Source organism: Propionibacterium freudenreichii subsp. freudenreichii (assembly GCF_000940845.1).
GTDB lineage: Bacteria > Actinomycetota > Actinomycetes > Propionibacteriales > Propionibacteriaceae > Propionibacterium > Propionibacterium freudenreichii.
Genome location: NZ_CP010341.1, coordinates 1,087,584 through 1,102,767, shown reverse-complemented (window position 1 = coordinate 1,102,767; position 15,184 = coordinate 1,087,584). Strand labels below are relative to the sequence as shown.

At 66.2% G+C, this 15,184-nt stretch carries 13 protein-coding genes and 4 tRNA genes; 7 read left to right on the top strand and 10 right to left on the bottom strand.

Annotation, left to right across the window (positions count from 1 at the left end; all coding sequences use genetic code 11):
* Positions 1-27: 27 nt before the first annotated feature.
* From RM25_RS04670 to RM25_RS04635, 8 genes are all read right to left on the bottom strand, one after another.
* The gene (locus tag RM25_RS04670; RefSeq protein WP_044636124.1) at positions 28-1,173 is read right to left on the bottom strand and encodes a glycosyltransferase family 4 protein; all 1,146 of its coding nucleotides are present in this window, start codon (positions 1,171-1,173) and stop codon (positions 28-30) included.
* Positions 1,170-2,048: an LpxL/LpxP family acyltransferase gene (locus RM25_RS04665; RefSeq protein WP_060759080.1), complete on the bottom strand. Its 879-nt coding sequence runs from the start codon at positions 2,046-2,048 to the stop codon at positions 1,170-1,172. The genes RM25_RS04670 and RM25_RS04665 overlap by 4 nt, the downstream gene beginning before the upstream one ends.
* Positions 2,045-2,674, bottom strand: coding sequence for a phosphatidylinositol phosphate synthase (gene pgsA / locus RM25_RS04660; RefSeq protein WP_044636122.1), 630 nt, complete (start codon positions 2,672-2,674; stop codon positions 2,045-2,047). The genes RM25_RS04665 and pgsA overlap by 4 nt, the downstream gene beginning before the upstream one ends.
* Positions 2,667-3,272: an HIT family protein gene (locus RM25_RS04655; protein WP_013161137.1), complete on the bottom strand. Its 606-nt coding sequence runs from the start codon at positions 3,270-3,272 to the stop codon at positions 2,667-2,669. Before RM25_RS04655 ends, pgsA begins: the two co-directional genes overlap by 8 nt.
* The gene (gene thrS, locus RM25_RS04650; RefSeq protein WP_044636121.1) at positions 3,265-5,307 is read right to left on the bottom strand and encodes a threonine--tRNA ligase; all 2,043 of its coding nucleotides are present in this window, start codon (positions 5,305-5,307) and stop codon (positions 3,265-3,267) included. Before thrS ends, RM25_RS04655 begins: the two co-directional genes overlap by 8 nt.
* A 314-nt stretch (positions 5,308-5,621) precedes the next feature.
* Positions 5,622-5,693: transfer RNA gene (locus tag RM25_RS04645), tRNA-Val, on the bottom strand.
* A 1-nt stretch (position 5,694) separates the two neighbouring features.
* Positions 5,695-5,765 (bottom strand) — tRNA-Cys (locus tag RM25_RS04640).
* A gap of 61 nt (positions 5,766-5,826) precedes the next feature.
* Positions 5,827-5,899 (bottom strand) — tRNA-Gly (locus tag RM25_RS04635).
* Between the two features lie 403 nt (positions 5,900-6,302).
* Between RM25_RS04635 and RM25_RS04630 the strand changes: the two genes are divergently transcribed.
* The 3 genes from RM25_RS04630 (at position 6,303) to RM25_RS04620 (ending at position 9,105) form a co-directional block, all read left to right on the top strand.
* Positions 6,303-6,374, top strand: a tRNA-Val gene (locus RM25_RS04630).
* A gap of 660 nt (positions 6,375-7,034) precedes the next feature.
* Positions 7,035-7,877: a sirohydrochlorin chelatase gene (locus tag RM25_RS04625; protein ID WP_044636120.1), complete on the top strand. Its 843-nt coding sequence runs from the start codon at positions 7,035-7,037 to the stop codon at positions 7,875-7,877.
* Between the two features lie 226 nt (positions 7,878-8,103).
* Positions 8,104-9,105, top strand: coding sequence for an IS481-like element ISPfr17 family transposase (locus tag RM25_RS04620; RefSeq protein WP_044636699.1), 1,002 nt, complete (start codon positions 8,104-8,106; stop codon positions 9,103-9,105).
* On the opposite strand, the gene RM25_RS04615 is transcribed toward RM25_RS04620, so the two are convergent.
* Positions 9,102-9,977: a PPK2 family polyphosphate kinase gene (locus RM25_RS04615; RefSeq protein WP_044636119.1), complete on the bottom strand. Its 876-nt coding sequence runs from the start codon at positions 9,975-9,977 to the stop codon at positions 9,102-9,104. The two genes, RM25_RS04620 and RM25_RS04615, sit on opposite strands and share 4 nt — an antisense overlap.
* 147 nt (positions 9,978-10,124) lie before the next feature.
* Here RM25_RS04615 and msrB point away from each other — a divergent pair, with 147 nt between their 5' ends.
* The 4 genes from msrB to RM25_RS04595 all read left to right on the top strand — a co-directional run bounded on the left by msrB (position 10,125) and on the right by RM25_RS04595 (position 13,144).
* A complete protein-coding gene (msrB, locus tag RM25_RS04610; RefSeq protein ID WP_013161142.1) occupies positions 10,125-10,577 on the top strand; it encodes a peptide-methionine (R)-S-oxide reductase MsrB in 453 nt (150 codons plus the stop codon).
* Positions 10,578-10,600: 23 nt separating this feature from the next.
* Positions 10,601-11,125, top strand: a complete 525-nt coding sequence (locus RM25_RS04605) for a YbaK/EbsC family protein (RefSeq protein WP_013161143.1) — start codon at positions 10,601-10,603, stop codon at positions 11,123-11,125.
* Positions 11,126-11,210: 85 nt separating this feature from the next.
* Positions 11,211-11,810 (top strand): DUF3000 domain-containing protein, encoded by a 600-nt coding sequence (locus tag RM25_RS04600; RefSeq protein ID WP_044636118.1) that lies wholly within the window; start codon positions 11,211-11,213, stop codon positions 11,808-11,810.
* Positions 11,807-13,144: an HRDC domain-containing protein gene (locus RM25_RS04595; RefSeq protein ID WP_013161145.1), complete on the top strand. Its 1,338-nt coding sequence runs from the start codon at positions 11,807-11,809 to the stop codon at positions 13,142-13,144. Before RM25_RS04600 ends, RM25_RS04595 begins: the two co-directional genes overlap by 4 nt.
* A 51-nt stretch (positions 13,145-13,195) precedes the next feature.
* On the opposite strand, the gene dxs is transcribed toward RM25_RS04595, so the two are convergent.
* Positions 13,196-15,175 (bottom strand): 1-deoxy-D-xylulose-5-phosphate synthase, encoded by a 1,980-nt coding sequence (gene dxs / locus RM25_RS04590; protein ID WP_013161146.1) that lies wholly within the window; start codon positions 15,173-15,175, stop codon positions 13,196-13,198.
* Positions 15,176-15,184: the final 9 nt, after the last annotated feature.

Below are 15,184 nucleotides of genomic sequence, written 5' to 3'. Positions count from 1 at the left end.
GGGCATCGTCCGGACGGTCCCGCCGCCTCAGTGTCCCTTCAGCTCGCGATTCTTGATCCCCCGTGAGGTTGCATAGTTCTGGCCGGCCACCGTGTACATGGCAACCACCTGCGGTCCGATCACTGACCAGTCGTAGTTGGCGGCCAGGGCGCGTCCACGCTCAAGGCGCAGGTCACGTGGCTCGGACAGGCTCCGCAGCATGGCCCGCGAGGCACTGGCGGAATTGCCGACCCGGAAGGTGTGGCCCACCAGGCCCTCATCGTCGGTCAGCACGTCCAGGAAGGCCCTCAGGTTGGCAGCCACCACCGGGGCACCACAGGCCATCGCCTCCAGCAGCACGATGCCGAAACTCTCACGGCCGGTCTGGGGGGCGATGTAGATGTCGGAGCGGCCGAGCCAGGCATTGCGTTCCTCGTCGTCCAACCCCCCCAAGAAGCGCACGCCCTCGACGGAACGCGCCGTGCCGCTGCCGATCACCACGACCTCGAGGTCCGGATAGGTGGCGCGGACCAGCGGCAGTGCCGCAGTGAGCACCTCGAATCCCTTGCGGGGTTCGTCGTAGCGTCCCAGGAAGGTGATGAGGGGATGCTCGCCGCCACGCCACCGGGAAGTCGCGCGCACCAGGGGATAGTCGGCGAGGTGGATTCCATTGCCGATCACCACCGGATTGACCCCCGAGTAGTGGTGGGCCACGTCGGCGGCCTCGCTGGACACGGCGATCGCCGCATCAATGCGGCTCACCATGCGCGGCAGCACCCGGTTCGCGAAGCGGATCGCCGTGAGCTCCGGGGTGGCGGTGTGGAAGGTGGCCGTCACGGGGCGGTCGGTCAGGTAGAGGGCCAGCAGGCAGATGGTGGGGGCGATCGGCTCGTGCAGGTGCACGACATCAAAGTTGCCCTGATCGAGCCACTTCTTCACCTTCAGCGCCGGGCCCACGCCGAAGTTGATGCGGGCGACGGAGCCATTGAAGGTTACCGGCACCGCCCTCCCGGCGCTGACGAACTCGCTGGGCACCAGCCCCGTCTCGGCCAACAGGCTGCGTCTGGCCTGCCCGGGGGCGATGATCGACACATCGTGGCCCTGCTCCTTGAGCCAGCCACCGAGCCCCAGCACGTGGTTCTGCACGCCACCGGGCCGGGCGAACGAATAAGGACATACCAGTCCGACTCTCATGCGGTCACTCCCCTGAAGAATCGTTGCAGCATAAGCCAGTCAAGCGGATGGTCCGAGATCTGGCGAGAGAAGAAGTCAGCAAGTTGCTGGGAGGCCCTCACCAGCTCCTGTTCCCCGGATCCGACGTGGATGAGGTCGGTGACCAGGACATGCAGCCGATGGCGCGGACCGAACCACGTGACCACGCCGACGAGCGGACGGTGTCCCTGTTGGGCCAACAATGCAGGGCCGGGGGGCATCGTCTGGTCGCGTGGGCCGTCGGGGGTGTCCCAGTGCACCGGCAGTCCCCGGCGGCTGAAGTCGCGGTCGGCGACCAGGCAGATCACCCGACCCTCGTTCAGGTCGTCGGCCAACTTGTTGTAGACGCCCCGATAGCGCACGGAGAAGATGCGGAAGCCCAGTCGCTCCCGCAATGATCGGAAGTACTCGAACTGTCCATCGGGCAGCGCCTCGGCGACCGAGCTGACCGGCAGTCCGTCCAGGCAGGCGAAGGCGCCGACAAGGTCCCATGAGCCCATGTGGGGTAGGGCCGCGACCAGGCCACCCTCCTGGAATGCCCGGTGCACGCCAGCCCAACCCTCGGGGTTCTCCAGGATCACCCGGGAGCGGATCTTCTTCTCGCTCCAGTGATCGAGCTGGAGCGAGCACATCATGTTCTCGACCCACCGCCCGAAGGCGCGTCGCGTCGTGTTCCAGCTTGGACGGTGACCGGTCATCACGGCGTAGTTGAGCTGCCATTGACGCATGTGCCGGGGCGGGAAGGTGGTCAGGAAGGCCACGACCAGCCGTCCCACCGGACGCCAGAACCACGCCGGGAGGTGGGAGCCGATCCGCATCATCGGCAACAGATTCGAATGCCGGTGGTGACGGCTCACTGCGCCTCGTCCGCTGTGGCCCTGGCGCGTGCAGTGGTGGCCTTGTGCACCAGCACCATGCGCTGGCCCACCGTGATGGCTCCGGCCACGGCGAGGATGACCAGGCAGATCGGAAGGGCCATCGTCACGCCCAGGCCGGTGAACAGCACGCCGATCAACCCGACCAGCAGCCGATCGGCGCGACCCGCCAGGCCGCCATTGACGGTGTAGCCCAGGGACTCACCCCGCGCCTTGGTGTAGCTGGTCACCTGTCCGAAGATGAGCGCCGCGATCGCCAGGGTCGCCCACACGGTGTTCGCGTCCTTGCCGACGTAGTACAGGGCGATGCCCCCGAAGACCGCGCCATCGGCGATCCGGTCAAGGCAGCTGTCGAGGAAGGCACCCCAATCGCTGGACCGGCCGCTGGTGCGGGCCATGATCCCGTCGAGGCTGTCCGACACCACCAGGAAGCCGAGCAGGATCGCGCCCTGCCACAGCCACCCCTGGGGGAAGAACAGCACGGAGACGATCACGACCCCGATGGTGCCCGTCCAGGTGATCATGTCAGGAGTGACATGGAGCCGCAGCAGCAGCTTCGCCGGTGGCGACATCACCTTTGTCCAGTGGGCGCGCAGGTGCTCAAGCATGCCGTTCCTCCCCCGTGGGCCCGTAGAGGTCCACCCAGGCGTCCGCGAACAGGGTGCGCGTCTGCGACAACAGCTGGGGCACTGCCTTGGTGCGGGCAATGATCGGCAGGAAGTTCGCGTCCCCCTGCCAGCGGGGGACGACGTGCTGGTGCAGGTGGGCGGCAATTCCCGCCCCGGCCACCGTGCCCTGGTTCATGCCGATGTTGAAGCCGGCCGGCGATGAGACCTTCTTCACCACCGCGATGGCCTGCTTGGTGAGCGTGGCGATCTCGTCACATTCGGCATCGGTGGTCTCGACGTAGCCGCTGATGTGCCGGTACGGGCAGACGAGCAGGTGGCCCGGGTTGTACGGGTACAGGTTCAACACGGCATAGGCGGTCTGTCCGCGACGCACGATGAGCGAGGTCTCGTCGTCACGCAATGGTGCACGGCAGAAGGGGCACTCGTCGCCGGCCAGCGAATCAGCCGGCTTGTTCTCCCCCTCGATGTACGCCATCCGGTACGGCGTCCACAGCCGCTGCAACGAATCGGGTACCCCCGCCAGATGCTCGACGAACTCAATGGACGGGTCTTGTGACGACTCCTTGGTGTCACTCACCGGCCGACACCCCGTCAGGTGAGGTGGGGTCGGCGTTGTCGCGGCTGGTGATGTGCTCGACGATCCGGTCGATGGCATCGTCAATCGGCACGCCGTTGAGCTGGCTGCCGTCGCGGAACCGGAAGCTGACCGCCTGCGCCTCACGGTCCTTCTCGCCGGCGATGAGCATGAAGGGGGCCTTCTGGCGGGTGGCGTTGCGGATCTTCTTCTGCATCCGGTCGTCGGACTCGTCCACCTCGACGCGCACACCCTTCTCCCTGAGCCGGGTCGCGATGGTGTCGAGATATCCGTTGAACTCGCCTGCCACGGGGATGCCGACGACCTGAACGGGCGACAACCACGCGGGGAACGCCCCGGCATAGTGCTCGGTGAGCACGCCGATGAAGCGTTCGACACTGCCCAGCTTGGCGCAGTGGATCATCACCGGCTGCTGATGGCTGCCATCGGCCGCGGTGTATTCCAGGCCGAACCGGGCCGGCTGGTTGAAGTCGTACTGCACGGTCGACATCTGCCAGGTACGTCCCAACGCATCCTTGGCCTGCACCGAGACCTTCGGGCCGTAAAAGGCCGCACCACCGGGGTCGGCCACGAGTTCCAGGCCCGTCGACTCGGCCGCCACGCGCAGGATCTCGGTGGCTGCCTCCCAGTCCTCGTCCGAGCCGATGAACTTCGACGAGGAGGCGTCACGGGTCGACAGCTCCAGGTAGAACTCCTTGAGGCCGAAGTCACGCAGGATGCTCAGGAAGAAACCGAGCAGCATCTTGATCTCGTCACCGGCCTGCTCAGGGGTGCAATAGGTGTGCGAGTCGTCCTGGGTGAAGCCGCGCATGCGCGTCAGGCCCTGAACCACGCCGGACTTCTCGTAGCGGAAGTCGCGTCCGAGCTCGTAGAAGCGCAGGGGAAGCTCGCGGTAGGAACGGCCCCGGCTCCGGAAGATCAGGTTGTGCATGGGGCAGTTCATGGCCTTCAGGTAGTACTCCTGACCCTGGTGGCGCACATTGCCCTCGGCGTCGACCTCCTCGTCCACCGTCATGGGCGGGAACATCGTGTCGGCGTAGTACGGGAGGTGGCCCGAGGTGTGGAACAGGTCTCCCTTGGAGATGATCGGGGTGTCCACCAGGTCGAAGCCGGCATCGATGTGTCGCTTGGTGATGTAGCTCTCGATCTCGTGGCGCAGGATGCCACCCTTGGGGTGGAAGACGACCAGGCCGGGACCGATCTCCTCCGGGAAGCTGAACAGGTCCAGCTCCTGCCCCAGCTTCCGGTGATCACGCTTGGCGGCCTCGGCCATCCGGGTCTGGTAGGCCTTGAGGTCATCGCGGGTGGCCCAGGCGGTGCCGTAGACGCGCTGCAGCTGGGCATTGTGCTGGTCGCCGCGCCAATAGGCCGCACTGGTCTTGGTGAGCGCCACGGCCTTGATGTAGCCGGTGTTGGGCACGTGGGGCCCACGGCACAGGTCACGCCACGCGACGGTCCCATTGCGCGTCACATTGTCGTACATGGTCAGCTCATTGCCGCCCACCTCGACCGAGGAATTGTCGTCATCACTGGGATGGCCCTTGTCGGCGATCAGCTCGAGCTTGTAGGGCTCGTTGGCCTCCTCGCGCAGGGCCTCCTCCTCGCTGACGACCCGGCGCACGAAACGCTGGCGCTGCTTGATGATCGCCTGCATCTTCTTCTCGACCTGCTTGAGGTCATCGGCGCTGAGCGGCTCGGTCTGGAAGTCGTAGTAGAAGCCATCGGTGATCGGCGGCCCGATGCCCAGTCGCGCCTGGGGGAAGATGTCCTGGAGCGCCTGGGCGGTGACATGTGCAGCCGAATGGCGCACGATCGACAGGCCCTCGTCACTGGTCATGGACACCGGCTCGACGACATCGCCGGCCGAAAGCTGGGTGGCGAGATCGACCGTCTCGCCATTCAGGTGCATGGCGACGATGCTCTTGTCGTCGCCGAACAGGTCCAGGCCGGTGGTGGTGTCCTCGATCACCTTCGTCTCCGGCTCAGCGTTGTGGACAATGGTGATCGTTGAAGACACGATGTTGCTTCCTTTCGGGCGGCAAACCTGGCCGCGCGTGAATGTCTGACTGCCCCATTGTGCACGATGCGGGCAGCTGGTGCCCATCTGCCCGCGTACCACGCAAGCCTTTCCGCGACGCAGGGCGCGGCGTGGCTATTCGGCCCGGACAGCGCCTCGGCGCACCAGGAGGATCCGTACCGGGTACCTTCCCGGGACCGCCCCACTGCACCGGCACGTCGGGGCTCGGGCAGGGGCGGACATGGAAAAGGCCGGGGACATGGAAAGGGCCGGCCAGCAGGATTTTCACCTGCCGACCGGCCCTTTCCGCCTTGTGGGCGACACTGGGTTTGAACCAGTGACCTCTTCCGTGTCAGGGAAGCGCGCTACCGCTGCGCCAGCCGCCCGAGGTGGAGACGGGATTTGAACCCGTGTATACGGATTTGCAGTCCGCTGCCTCGCCTCTCGGCCACTCCACCATGTGAAGAGCTGCCTCACCACGAAGGTTCATGGCCATTGGATGGGGCTCCAGCCTCTCCGAGCGGACGACGGGATTCGAACCCGCGACCCTCACCTTGGCAAGGTGATGCTCTACCAACTGAGCCACGTCCGCATGCTTTCCGGGGCGAACCCGATGAAGCGCGTTGACAACCATAGTGGACCGGGGCGAGTGGGACAAATCAGGGCTCCCACCCGCCGTACGGCCCGCTCAAATCCGTCCTGCCGGCCCCACGCCGACAGTTGCGCACGGGGCCGTGAATGATCGAATCCGCGATGACATGACCCACCCGATCACCGACCTGCAACGCCCACATCGGGCCATGGGTCGATACCGGGCGCCACCCCATGGGTTCCCGGCCGCGGCCCGCGCCCGCACGCCCGCGCGATCCCTGCCTCCGGGCACTGTTCCCGGGCGCTCCCGATGCCCGACGCCGGGGCTGCGGACGCCCGACACGGGGGCCAAAGACGCCAAATTGTGGCAGCGGGCACCGGTGCGCTAGCCTTGTCGACGCCGCGGGCGATTGGCGCAGTGGTAGCGCGCTTCGTTCACACCGAAGAGGTCACTGGTTCGAACCCAGTATCGCCCACCCGATCGGCTCCTGTCCGGGGTGTCGTCTCCCCCCTCATTCCTGTACGCGCGCTCGGCGCATCCCGTTCTGCACACGCTCAGCCCTCCACGTGGGCCTCTGCGCGCCCACCCGTGCGTTCGCGCACCTCGCAGCGCCCGGATCCCATCCTTGCCAGCGGGGCGTCCCTTCTTGTGGGCATGCCCCCACCGACCCGACGTGACCACCTCCCGCCGGCCCTGCGTGCTCCGCGCGCCCTTCCAGCCCTGCCTGCGGAGGGCACCGCGTGAGACCACTCCGAACCGCCGCCACGCACCCGGTCACGGTGCGAGCGATGCCCGGCTGCTCGCGCCCGGCCACCGACGCCCGGCCACCGGAACCCGGCTACCCGAACCGGTCGATCCCCTTGTCACCTGCCCTTCCCTGGGGGTGTCCATCTGGCAGGACTGGGCACATCATCGATTTGTAACGTTTGTGTAACGCCCACGCCATCTCACGAGACATTTTCGCGTCCCGACTGCATACTGAAGCCCGTGGGAGGCGCCTCCCAGGACCTTCCGTCGTGATTTTTGGTGTCACATACTGGACACCCGACTTGCGCGGAGCCCCCCAACAGGCAGATGGTGGTCTTGTTTTACGGCAATGGCGCCGCCCTGTAAGTCGCTAGAGAAGGGCACGCACATGACTGCACCGGTGTTGATCCTGCTGGCCGAGGGCGCAACAAACCCCCGCGTCGTGGAGGTCTTCCACGATCTGCGCAAGCAGATGCAACTGCAGCGACCGGAGCTTTCGGTTCATCTCGCATTCCTTGACCACTGTCCCCCCAGCGGGCCGCAGGTGGTTTCCACGCTCGCCTCGAGGGGCCGTAAGGAAGTCGTCTTCGTGCCGATGGCACTGACCCGGGCCGTGGATCCCGCGCCGGCCGCGCAGAAGATGCTCGAGGCGGTCCACAAGGCGCACCCGGACATTGCTGCGTCGTTGGCACATCCGGTGGGCCCCTCCACCGAGTTGCTGAATATCCTCGACCTTCGCCTGCGCAATGCCCTGTCGGCATCGCACGCCGTGGAGCTCAATGCCCTGGTCTTCGCCACTCCCGACACCGGCGACGTGCGCGGCGCCGCGCTGCTGGCACGCAGGGCGCGCCAATGGGCCTCGCACCACAAGCTGCCGATCACCACGGCCTGCGCCGATGGCTCGGGCAATTCCGTGGCGGCAGCCATGATGAGCCTGCGGGATCAGGGGCGTCGCGCGATCGCCGTGGGCTCCTTCTTCCTGACGGCCGATGACAACTACCTGGCCGTCGCCGAGGAGGCGCTCGAGGCAGGGGCCGTCGCCGTCAGCGCACCCCTGGGGGCCGATGACCACATCATCGACCTGGTGATGGCCCGTTATGCCTTCGCCGCAATGGCCATGCTGGATGATCCCGCACTCAGCGATGAGGACGACTCGACGACCGGGCAGTCCGAGGAATCGGACCATGGCGCCCCCGCCGAGGTGGCCACACCCAAGCTCGTCGCCATCTAGTCACCGCATCCTCCTCAGGGCACACAGTCTGGACGGAAAGGGGCCGGGAGAATTCTCCCGGCCCCTTTCCCATGACATCCGATCGCATGCCTTCCGGTTGCGGCATGCCAAGGGCGCGACGGCCCCTAGATGTACTTCCCCGGGAGGTTGTGAACGGGTGAGGTAGCGAAGACCTCCGGGCAGGATGTGGGTTACCACACTCACTCTCCTGACCACGGAGGTCTTCGTGACTCACGCTAACGCACCCTTGACACCGGAAGGGCGTCGTCGTCTTGCTGTTCTCGTCGTGGAACAGGGCTGGTCGTTGCGGCGGGCGGCGGAACGGTTCCAGTGCTCGCCCGCGACGGTGAAGCGGTGGGCCGACAGGTACCGGGCAGGGCTGCCGTTGATCGACCGTAGTTCGAGGCCCACCTCGTCACCGAACCGGCTTCCGCGTAAGACGGAGCATCGGATCGTCGCGTTGCGGTTCACTCGCCGGTGGGGTCCGCACCGGATCGCGTATCACCTGCGGTTGCACCGTTCCACGGTCGGTCGGGTGCTCGCCCGATACAAGATGCCGAAGCTGATCAACATCGACCAGGCCACCGGGCTGCCGGTTCGCCGCCCGAAGCCGACACGGTACGAGGTCGCCGCGCCGGGCGAGCTCGTGCACGTAGATATCAAGAAACAAGGCCGGATCCCCGACGGCGGCGGGTGGCGTGCCCACGGTCGCGGATCCATGCAGGACCGTCACGCGGGAGTGGCCCGCGACAAGGCAGCCCGTGCCGGGGCAGCCGGCTCTCGCGGCTACCGGTATCTGCACCACGCCGTGGACGACCACTCCCGGATCGCGTACTCAGAGATCCTTGACGACGAGCGCAAAGAGACCGCAGCGGGGTTCTGGACCCGCGCGAACGCGTTCTTCGCAGGCCTGGGCGTCACAGTCACCGCGGTGATGACCGACAACGGTTCCTGCTACCGGTCAGGCGCCTTCGCTGACGCGCTCGGCGACGAGGTGAAGCACAAGTGGACCCGGCCATACCGGCCGCAGACCAACGGCAAGGTCGAGCGGTTCAACCGAACCCTCGCCGTCGAGTGGGCCTACGCGAAGCCCTACGCCAGCGAAGCCGAGCGCGCCGCAGCCTACGAGACCTGGCTCCATCACTACAATCACCACAGACCCCACACCGGGATCGGCGGCCAGACTCCCTCAGCCCGCGTTCACAACGTCACGGGGAAGTACACCTAGAGCGCCTCCACCTGACGGCGGGCCTGCTCCACATCGAAGTCGGCGGGCGGCCACGTGAGGCCCATCGCCTCGATCTCCTCGATCAACAGGCGGGTGATCGCCCAGTTGCGGTACCACTTGTGGTCGCACGGAATGACGTACCAGGGCGCATAGTCCTCGTTGCACCGGCTCAGCGCAAGGTCATAGGCCTGCATGTACTCGTCCCAGTGGGAACGGTTCTCAAGGTCGGCCGGGTTGAACTTGTAGTACTTCTCCGGGTCATTGACCCGTGCCAGGAAGCGCTTCTTCTGGGCATCCTTGGAAACGTTGAGGAAGCACTTGATCACCCGGGTGCCATGGGAGGCCAGCTCGGCCTCGAACTCATTGATCCGCCCATAGCGCTTCTCGATCTCGTCGGGGGCGGCCAACTTGTTCACGCGTCCGATGAGCACATCCTCGTAGTGCGAGCGGTCGAAGATGCCGATCTGGCCCGCACCCGGCACCTCCTTGCGCACGCGCCACAGGAAGTCGTGGGCGAGCTCCTCCTTGGTGGGCGTCTTGAAGGCGTGCAGGTGCACCCCCTGTGGGTCGACCATGCCGATCACATGGCGCACCGTGCCACCCTTGCCGGCACCATCCATCCCCTGCAGCACCAGGAGCACCGATGGCCCCCTGGTGTGGATGCTGTTCGCATAGAAGCGTTCCTCGAGATCGTCGAGGGTCGGACGCAATGCGTCGAGCTGCTCCAGCGAATCCGCCCTTCCCTTGCCGGGATAGCCGGGCGTGGCCGCTGCATCGAAGCTCGTCACGTCGACCGCACCCCGCGGACACCTCAGGAGGGCACGCACCGAGCCGGGATGGTCATCGAGGACTGTGTCATTTACTGCGCTCATGGGGGAAGTATCGTTCACCGGGCGACCACGGCGACGCCGTCCGAACAGTTTTCACCACCAACGATTGCGCCTGCGGCGGATTCAAATCCGTCGCCCCGGGTGATCCCGGGTGCCGAGCTAGCGTGTACCCGGAAACAGGAGGCATCCATGGACGCACACCGTGACGCGACATCAGGCCCGGATCCCATCTCGGACCCCGGGGAATGGACCGATGCACAGTGGCGGGAGAAGCTGACCCCCCAGGAATTCCACGTGCTGCGCCGCGCCGGCACGGAACCACCCCACGTCGGTGAATACACCGATACCACTACCGCGGGCATATATCGCTGCCGTGCGTGCGGCGCCGAACTGTTCCGCAGTGACACGAAATTCGACGCCCACTGTGGCTGGCCCGCATTCTTTTCGCCGCTGGCCGCCGACCGGGTGCGCTATATCACTGACGACTCGCTACCCGGACGCCCCCGCACGGAGGTGCGCTGCGCCACCTGCGGTTCACACCTGGGACATGTCTTTGAGGGGGAGGGCTTCGACACCCCCACCGACCTGAGGTATTGCATCAACTCCATCAGCCTCACTTTGGAACCCGGGGAAAGCGCCTGAGCCTTCGGGGACAATGGTGAGCCATGAGTGAACTGACGTGGTTGCCGCTGTCCGAACATCCCGATCTGGTGGCTCCGGTGGTTGCCGCAGCGGCCGCCGGGATCCCCGATGTGAAGGTGGCCGCCATCGACGAGTCCCTGGCCGATACCGCCGAATTCAGCGAGGCCTATGGGACGCCGATGGAGGAAAGCGCCAACTGCGTCATCGTCTCGGGTCACCGTGCCGGCGTCGAGACATTGGCTGCCGTGCTCGTCCTGGCCGTCGACAGGGCCGATATCAACAAGACCGTGCGCAAGCACCTGGGTGCCCGGAAGATGAGCTTTGCACCCGAGTCGCAGGCCGAAGCGGCGTCCGGCATGCGCCATGGCGGCATCACCCCGATCGGGCTTCCCGCCGACTGGCCGATCCTCATTGATTCGCGCGTGGCCTCCGCCGGTCCGGTGATCATCGGCAGTGGGCTGCGCTCCTCCAAGCTCCTGGTTTCCGGGCAGGAACTCGGGGGGCTTCCCGGTGCAACTGTGCTGGATATCGCCTTACCGCGGAATTGAGCGCCCGGGGCGATCACGGATATCAGCTGGTGACGCCACGGCGTGGCACCGCAGCCGCCGATGGAGCTCCCCCTAGGCTCAAGCCATGGCGCCAGAGCTTCCAGGCAGTCCTGCTGCGGAATTCTTTGCCCGCATCGTCGACGACATGAGAGCTTTTCGATGGCGTCCCGACGTGCTCATCGAGGAAATCGGGTCTCCACGGGGGCTTGCCCCATTCAGCCTCGCCATTGAGGCTGACCTGGGATCCGAGACGAATCAGCTCGGCGCGGGCCGACTCGTGTTGTTGCACGATCCCGATTTCAATGACGCCTGGAACGGTTTCTTCCGGCTCGTCAGCTATGTGCGGGCCGATACTGACCTTGAGATTGTCACCGATCCCCTGATCGGCGAGGTCGGGTGGAGCTGGCTGCGTGAGGCACTGGACCAGCACGCTGCTGCGTACACAGCACCCGCAGGTACGGTGACAACCGTATCAAGCAGGTCGTTCGGCAATATGGACAACCAGCCCGATCAGGCTGAGGTGGAGATCCGCGCCAGCTGGACTCCACTGATCGACAATTCCAGCGATATCACGCCACATCTTGCCGCCTGGCAACAGTTGATGTGCCAGGCAGCGGGTATGCCACCCCTGCCGGAGGGCGTGATCCCGTTGACCAACCAGATGGGACGAGTACACAGCAGATGAGCCACCAGGATTCAGGCTCGACCACGCCCGATATTGCCCGTTCAGGACAAATCGATCAGGACACCGGCATGCCCATCCTTGCCATGCCCCATGAGGGACTCCCCGAGTTGGTTGACTCCCCCGAGGCACTGACGCGCTGCATCGAGGCGCTCGCCTCCGGTACCGGTCCGGTGGCCATCGACACGGAACGCGCCCAGAGCTTCCGGTACACGGCCCGGGCCTATCTCCTGCAATTCCGTCGCACCGACTCGGGCACCTGGCTGATCGATCCGCAGGCCTTCCAGCCCTCCGACGGGAGCCTCGCCGATTTCTCTGCGCTCAGGGAGGCGATCGCATCGGCCGAATGGATCATCCATGCCGCCACCCAGGACCTCCCCTGCCTGGTGGAGATCGGGCTGTATCCCAGCCGGCTGTTCGACACCGAGCTGGCCGGGCGGCTCCTCGGTTTCCCGCGCGTGAGCCTGGGCACCATGATCGAACAGCATTTCGGGGTGCACCTCCTCAAGGAGCATTCCGCCGCCGACTGGTCGCGGCGTCCGCTGCCCCCCGACTGGATTGCCTATGCGGCACTGGACGTGGAGCTGCTCATCGAGTTGCGCAACCTCGTGGCCGATGAGCTCGTGGCGGCCGGGAAGAAGGAATGGGCCGACGAGGAGTTCGCCCACCTGGTGGATGTCTACCGGCACCCCCAGCAGCGTCCCGGCGATCCCTGGCGGCACACCAGCGGCAGTCATCATGTCCGCTCACGTCGCGGACTGGCATTGGTGCGCGCCCTGTGGGAGCAGCGCGATGAGATTGCCCGCGAACTGGACAAGGCACCGGGAAAGATCGTGCCCGACAAGGCCATCAGCGAACTCGCCTCCGAGGTGACCAAGGACTCGGAGAAGATGCCGACGGCCCGCGACATGAACAAGATCATGGGCTTTCGACGCACCTATGCAAAGCGCTACCGCGACCGGTGGGTCGCGGCGTCACAGCAGGTCGGCCAGCTGTCCGCCAAGCAACTGCCGCCCATGCGGGTGCCCCATGAGGGGCCGCCCCACCAGGCGCATTCATGGCAGCGGACCCACCCGGAGGCCTGGGCCCGTTGGCAGGTGGTGCGTCCCGCGGCGAATGAAATCGCCGAGCAGATCGGAATGCCACCGGAGAACCTGATCCAGCCCGAAGCGCTGCGCTGGCTGGTCTGGAAGCCACTGCCGCAGATCAACGAGCAGGCCGTCCGCGCGCGGCTCTCCGAGCACGGCGTGCGGCATTGGCAGCAGGACCTGTTGGCAGCGCGGTTCGCCGAGCTGCTGGCCGCGGTACCCGGCCCGGGTGACGGCAGCAGCGCATAGCCCCGCGGCCGGGGTCCGGCTTGTCCGTGGCTGCCGGCCAGCGCTGTGCGCTCAGGAGCGGCGGCGCACCGGCTTGCCCGGGCGGGCATGGCCCGCCGGATCCGCGTCCTGGGTCCCGAGGTCATCAAGGTCATCGAGGTCGAACTCAACATGCGGCATCACCGACATGGCCAACTCCGTGACATCGCGGGCGATCTGGCGCGGGGTCAGCCCGAGCTGCTCCATCAATTCGGCTCGCGTCGCCATGGGCAGGAACTCCTGCGGGATGCCGAACTCGCGCACCGGCACGTCGACGCCCTCGGCATCGAGCGCCAGCTCGACCCGTGAGCCCAGTCCCCCGACCACCATGCCGTCCTCGATCGTGACCACGAGCGAATAGTCCGCCGCCAGCCGCACCAGGGCAGGTGGCACCGGCAGGGCCCACAACGGGTCAATGACACTGACGCCCAACCCCTGCTTGGTCAGGCGATCAGCCACCTGGAGGGCGGTTCCGGCCATCTGCCCGTAGCCGATGACCAGCACATCATGGCGTTCCGCATGGCGCAGGACGTCCACGCCCCCCACATGACGTTCGGCCGGGATCGGGTCGGGCAACTTGTCCTTGGAATAGCGGATGACGGTCGGGGCGTCGTTGACCTCCAGCGCCTCGTGCAGGGCGTCATGCAAGCGTTCCGCATCACGGGGCGCAGCCAAGCGCAGGCCCGGGACGATGCCCGTCAGCGAGGTGTCCCAGACGCCATCGTGGCTGGGGCCGTCCGGACCGGTCACCCCGGCACGGTCGAGGACGAAGGTGACCCCCATGTGGTGCATGCCCACATCGAGCAACAGCTGATCGAAGGCCCGGTTCAGGAACGTCGAATAGACGGCGAACACGGGGTGCAGTCCAGCCCTGGCCATGCCCGCCGCGGAGGCGACCGCATGCTGCTCGGCAATACCGACGTCGAAGACGCGATCGGGATAGGCGGCCGCGAAGCGCCCCAGGCCCACCGGATGCAGCATGGCGGCCGTGATGGCCACCACCTCCGGGTGGGTCTCACCGAGGTCCACCATCTCCTGGCCGAAGGCGTCGGTCCAGGTGGCCTGCACCGAGGGGGTCAGTGGTTCACCGGTGAACTCATTGATGCGTCCGATCGCATGGAAGCGATCCCGCTCGTGGTGCTCCGCAAAGGGGAAGCCCTTGCCCTTGACGGTGATCGCGTGGACGATGACCGGGCCGCCGAAGCCCTTCGCCTGCCGCAGCGCCGTCGTCAGTGCCTGGAGGTCGTGGCCATCGACCGGGCCAATGTACTTCAGCCCCAGGTCGCTGAAGAGCCCCTGTGGGGCGAGCACATCCTTCAACCCGATCTTCAGCCCGTGCAGCAGCTCATAGGCCTGCTTGCCGAACAAGGGGGCCTTGTTGACCGCGAGCTTGATGACATCCAGTGTCTTCTCGTAACGCGGATCGGTGCGCAGCCCGGACAACTGCTTCGACAGGCCACCCACCGTCGGCGCATAGGAGCGCCCATTGTCGTTGACCACGATCACCATCGGGAGGTCTGACTCCACGGCAATGTTGTTCAGCGCCTCCCAGGTCATTCCCCCGGTGAGGGCCCCATCACCCACGATGGTGACCACGGTGCGATCGGTCTCACCCCGGAGCCGGAATGCCTTGGCCATGCCCTCGCCCCAGCTCAGCCCGGTGGACGCATGGGAGTTCTCCATCCAGTCGTGCTCGGATTCGGCACGACTCGGGTAGCCGGACAGCCCACCGCGCTGTCGCAGGCCCGGGAACCCACCGGCACGCCCGGTGAGGATCTTGTGCACATAGCTCTGGTGCCCGGTATCGAACACGATGGGATCGCGGGGGGAATCGAAGACCAGGTGAATGGCCATGGTGAGTTCGACCACCCCCAGGTTCGGCCCCAGGTGCCCACCGGTGCGGGCGACGTTGGTGATCAGGAACTGCCGGATCTCCTTGGCCAACTGCACCAATTCCTTGTGCGAGAGCTTGCGAAGATCCGCGGGCTCACTTATCCCGTCCAACAGTCCCATGCCGGCCAT